Here is a 4,691-nt window from a genome sequence, read left to right on the forward strand (position 1 = left end):
GCTCCCCCCCACCAGCGCCACTATCTCCCCCGGCGCCAGTTGCAGGCTGATATCGGTCAGCAATGGCTGCCAGCTGCGTCGCCCCAGCCAGGAGTAGTGGGCCGCCTCTATGGTCACATGGTCAAAACTCAGCATGGTTCCCCCCCAAACCAGAGCTGCTGCAGGGCTCGGGTAGCCTGATCAAACAGCAGTACCAGCAGCAGCAACATCAACCCCGGGAAGAGCGCCAGCCACCAGCCGCCACCGGCCAGATAACGCAACGCATCGGCCAGCAGCAGGCCAAGGGAAGCCTCATGGGTCGCCAGACCAAAGCCGAGAAAACTCAAGGCCGCGCTGTGCAGCACCGCATGGGGAAACATCAGCAAGGTGCCGATAAACCACTGGGGTAACAGCCCCGGCAGCAGGTGGGTGCGCCAGCGACGCAGCGCCCCCATCCCCTGACAGCGGGCCAGCACCACGTAGTCGCTGCAGGCGATCCGCCGCGCTTCTGCGCAGAGAATGAGCGCCAGCTTGGGCCAGTGGGTCAGCGCCACCGCCAGGATCACCCCGCGCATGCCGCCCCCCACGGTAAAACAGATCAGGATCAGCAGCAGCATATGGGGCAGCGCCAGCATGGCGTCGATGAGCAGCCGCACCGCCACATCGCATCTGGGGTGAATGAGCGACACGCTTGCCGCCACCATGGCCAGCAGACCACTACAGAGCGCAGTGCTGATGCCCAGCTCCAGACTGGTGAGGGCGCCCTGAAAGGCCCGCAACCAGAGATCCCGCCCCATCTGATCGGTCCCGAACCAGTGGACCAGCGAGGGTGGCTGCTGGCGCGCCAGCAGATCCATTGGCACATCCTGATGAGAGAGGCTCCAACCATAAGTGGCCAGCAGTGCCAGCCCGATCAGGGCCACGCCAAGGCGCACTATGGAGGGGAGCGGATTAAACAGCATGCTCCCCCTCCCAACCCCGGTTGATGCGCGCCAGCAGCAAACTGGCCACTGTGTTGCCAATAAAGACCAGCAGGGTACAAAAGAGCACTATGCCCATCAGCAAGGGGATATCCCCCCGCAGCCCCGCATCCACCGTCGCTTGCCCGAGCCCCGGATAAGAGAACACTTTCTCCGCCAACAGCGATCCGCCAATCAGCTCACCGAGGGAGGCAAACTGCAGGCAGATCGCCGGGGTCAGGGCGTGGCGCAGCACATGAAAACGCAGCATGGGCCAGCCGCCATCCCCCTGGGCGCGGGCGTAGCGGATAAAGTCGCTCTCCAACACCTCGGCCACCCGCCCCCGGGTATGCAGGGCAATGTTGCCCACTCCGAGCAGCGCAAGCGTGGTGACCGGCAGCAACAGATGGCGCAATCGCATCAGCCAGTCCGCCTCATCGGCAGAGAGCCCCGGCGTCCAGGCGCAGCAGACCGGCAGTAGCGGCCAGTGCACCGCAAACAGGGTGAGCAGCAAGAGACCAACCCAGAAGGTGGGCAGGGAGGCGAGCAAGTAAGCAAAGCGGCAAATAAAGCGATCGGGCCAGCGATTGAGATAGCGACCGGCGCACAGCCCCAGCAGAATGCCGAAAAAGCCGGAGAGCAGCCAGGCCCCCGCCAGCAGCAGGAAGGAGGCGGCAAAGCGGCTGCCGATCACCTGAGCCACAGGCGCGTTGTAGAGCATGGAGTAACCGAGATCCCCCTGCAGCACCTGGCCGAACCAGTGCCAGTAGCGCAGCCACAGCGGCTGATCCAGTCCCCAGCGGGCGGCAATGCGGGCGTACTGCTCGGGCGGCACATGGAGCAGATCGTTGCCGATATAGGCCTTGATGGGATCAATGGGGGAGTAGCTCAGCAGCACAAAGGTGGCGACAGAGACCAGACATAGCAGCCCTGCCAGACGCAGCAGGGCTTTTACCAGAATGTAACCGGAAGAGCTAACGGGAGAACTTAACGGCACGTCCACCGCCAGTCAGAGAGGTTGTTGAGCAAAGACCAGCTACCGTGAATTTCCGGCGCCCCCTTGCCAAGATCGATACAGCGGTTGGCCAGATAGGTGTGCTGCACATTGAGCAACCAGGCCCAGGCGGCATCCCCCTGCACCCCGGCGCCTGTCTTGCCATCCCACTCCACCTGCTGCCAGAAGGGCACTGCCGCCTGCCAGTTCGGGGCATCCAGCGCCTGCTTGAGGTGGCCATCCACCACAGGGTTGCGGTAGTAGCCCGGGTTGTAGAACTCAACGCCGCCGGATCCGCTCTGGTAGTGGTGATAGAGCTCCATGGGATCCAGGCTCCCCCACCCCATCAGCACCGGGTTGGCGTGCATCTCCCGCTCCACCTGCTCCCAGCTGCCGGATTTGAGGCTCACGTCGAGGCCAATAGGTTTGAGCATGGCCCGCACCGCTTCCGCCAGATCCCGGCGAGTGCTGTCACCACTGGTGTACCAGAGGGGAAAGGTGGCGCGCAGGTCGCCCTTGTGGCGAATGCCATCGCTGCCCATCTTCCAGCCCGCTTCGTCGAGCAGGGCGTTGGCATGGGCGGCATCCCCATCCTTGAAGGCGGTGGCTTTATTCAACCAGGGCAAGCCTTCCACCGCGCTGTAAGCGGGGATGGCGTGCCCTTCCAGCAGCTGATCGGCCAGCAGCTTGCGGTCGATGGCGTAGTTGATGGCGCGGCGCACCGCCACATCGGCCGTCACGTCGTTGCCGACGGGATAACCCTTGGCATCCTTGCCGCCCGCAGGGGGGATCGGAAAGACGATGCCGCGGTTCTCCACGCTCGGCCGTACCCAGAGCTTGAGGGAGGCAGGCACAGTAGGCGCCAGCGACGGGGGGATGCGCACCAGATCGAGCTGGCTGCTCTGGGCGGCGGCATAGGCGCTCTCTTCATCGATAAAGACAAACACCAGCCGTTTGAAATCATTGTTGCCACCGGCGTAATAGGGGTTTGCCTCCACCACCAGTTGCTGACCGGGCAGGAAGCTCACCAGCCGGTAAGGGCCGGCACCGACTGGCTGTTGGGCGTACACCTTGGGATCGTAATCGCGCTTTGACACTATGCCGAGCGATCCCAGCACATTGACAAAGGTGCTCTGGGGGGCACTTAAGACGATGGCCACCTCGGTGGGCGAGACCACCCTGGCAGAGACAAAGTTACCCATGTCGATCTTGCCACCGCCTTTGGCCGCGCTGTTGTAGGTAAAGGCCACATCCTCGGCGGTGAGCGGTGCGCCGTTGGAGAATGTCAGGCCGGGCTTGAGGGTAATGAGCCACCCCTTGCCATCCTGGTTCGGGGTCACCGATTGGGTGAGCAGATCCTGCCAGCTGAGATCGGCGTTTTGTTTGAGCAGCGGGCTGTGCAGCAGCAGGTAGCTGCCGTGACTCCAGCCAAGCAGGGGGTCGAACCCTTCGGTGGGTTCGGCGCCGATGGCGAGTGTGAGTTCGGCAGGCACAGGCTGGGCGGCCAGTGCCGAATGAGCGTGTCCGCCCGAGAGCAGGGCCAGCAAAGTAGCAGCGACGACAGGCACGCCCTTGCGGCGGCCATGGCATTGAATAGTCATAAGATTCCTTGTTCGTTTGTACCACTCACCTCGAAGAAAAACGTCAGACGAAGAAGCGAGTGAGGGGCCAAAACGGGCCCCTATTCTAAACTTGATTTCGCGTGAAACCTAGCGGCTATGCCGGTTGGCCACGCCGGGCACCGAATAGCCGTCTGCGCCCCAGATCCACACCACTGGCCCCTTGCTGAACCGGCAAGGAGAGCAGCATTTTGAGGGTGCTGCTCACCAGCGAGCGCCCCTGCTCGGCCCCAAGATGGGGATCAAGCGGCGACATCAGGGAGCAGGCCAGCTGCTGACCCGTCTCGGGCAATTCGCCCACCATAAAGGTCATGTTGCCGCAGGGGAGCTGCAGGGCGAGCCGATCGCTGCTGCTGCGCACCGGCCAACGCTGATCCGGCCCCGGCAACACCACCACGCTCAACATCCAGGGGGTCAGCACGCAACCGAGCCACTGCGCTTCAAACAACACGCACTCCGCCACTATGGGCATGATGGCGTGATAGAAAGGGAGCCCTTGCATCTCTTCGCGAGCGATCCGCTCATACTGGGCGACCAGCAAAGGCGCGGGATTGCTGGCAAAACCGATGAACTCCTGCACGGCATCAACCTCGCTTAAATGGGACTGCGCCATAGGCCCTCCCGTGCTTGTTCAGCTTTTTCCTGCTCAGAGAGCGGGATGGCGGGCGCGCCAACACTGGCCAGCAGAGTCAAAATCCGATCCGTCGCCTCCCCCATGGCGGCCGCCACGACGGGGGTGAGGCCGATACGCGGTTCGAGGGATTCAGGCTCTATGCCGATCAGGGTGAGCCGCCTCGGCGACTCTCCCGTCATGTGCAGCGCCGAGAGCACGTCCGCCAGCCCCAGCTGGTGCGGGGAGATCTTGCGGCCAAACAGGGTCGGGATTTCGTCACCTTGCAGGGTCACAACAGTGCCCGGCGGGTTACCGCTGCGCACCGCATCCGCCAGAATGATGTGATCGCGACTGGCCATGGCTTCCAGCAGCTCCATACCTGCCGTGCCACCATCGAGCAGTTCGATGCCGGGGGCGAAACGGTATTCGCGCCCCAGCGCCTCGACGATGCGCACGCCGACGGCCTCATCGCTCAAGAGCAGGTTGCCCACGCCCAGGATCAGAGTATTCATCACAGCACCTTCACC

The 4,691-nt window shown here is 63.3% G+C and carries 5 protein-coding genes and 1 pseudogene; all 6 read right to left on the bottom strand.

Annotation, left to right across the window (positions count from 1 at the left end; genetic code table 11):
- Positions 1–135 (bottom strand): annotated as a pseudogene (locus tag AAC083_RS07480) (ATP-binding cassette domain-containing protein); the annotation flags it as partial.
- Entirely contained in the window at positions 129–941 is an 813-nt protein-coding gene (locus AAC083_RS07485) for an ABC transporter permease (RefSeq protein WP_108536214.1), read from the bottom strand. The pseudogene AAC083_RS07480 and the gene AAC083_RS07485, both read right to left, overlap by 7 nt.
- Positions 931–1,941: an ABC transporter permease gene (locus tag AAC083_RS07490; RefSeq protein ID WP_108536215.1), complete on the bottom strand. Its 1,011-nt coding sequence runs from the start codon at positions 1,939–1,941 to the stop codon at positions 931–933. The genes AAC083_RS07485 and AAC083_RS07490 overlap by 11 nt, the downstream gene beginning before the upstream one ends.
- Entirely contained in the window at positions 1,926–3,533 is a 1,608-nt protein-coding gene (locus AAC083_RS07495; protein WP_108536216.1) for an ABC transporter substrate-binding protein, read from the bottom strand. The genes AAC083_RS07490 and AAC083_RS07495 overlap by 16 nt, the downstream gene beginning before the upstream one ends.
- 115 nt (positions 3,534–3,648) lie before the next feature.
- On the bottom strand, positions 3,649–4,164 hold the full coding sequence (hybE, locus tag AAC083_RS07500; RefSeq protein ID WP_108536217.1) for a hydrogenase-2 assembly chaperone: 516 nt from the start codon (positions 4,162–4,164) through the stop codon (positions 3,649–3,651).
- Positions 4,146–4,676 carry a HyaD/HybD family hydrogenase maturation endopeptidase gene (locus tag AAC083_RS07505; protein ID WP_108536218.1) on the bottom strand — a complete coding sequence of 177 codons (531 nt, stop codon included), beginning with the start codon at positions 4,674–4,676 and terminating at the stop codon, positions 4,146–4,148. Before AAC083_RS07505 ends, hybE begins: the two co-directional genes overlap by 19 nt.
- Between the last annotated feature and the right edge of the window lie 15 nt (positions 4,677–4,691).

Source organism: Aeromonas sp. HMWF014 (genome assembly GCF_963878295.1).
Taxonomy (GTDB): domain Bacteria; phylum Pseudomonadota; class Gammaproteobacteria; order Enterobacterales; family Aeromonadaceae; genus Aeromonas; species Aeromonas popoffii.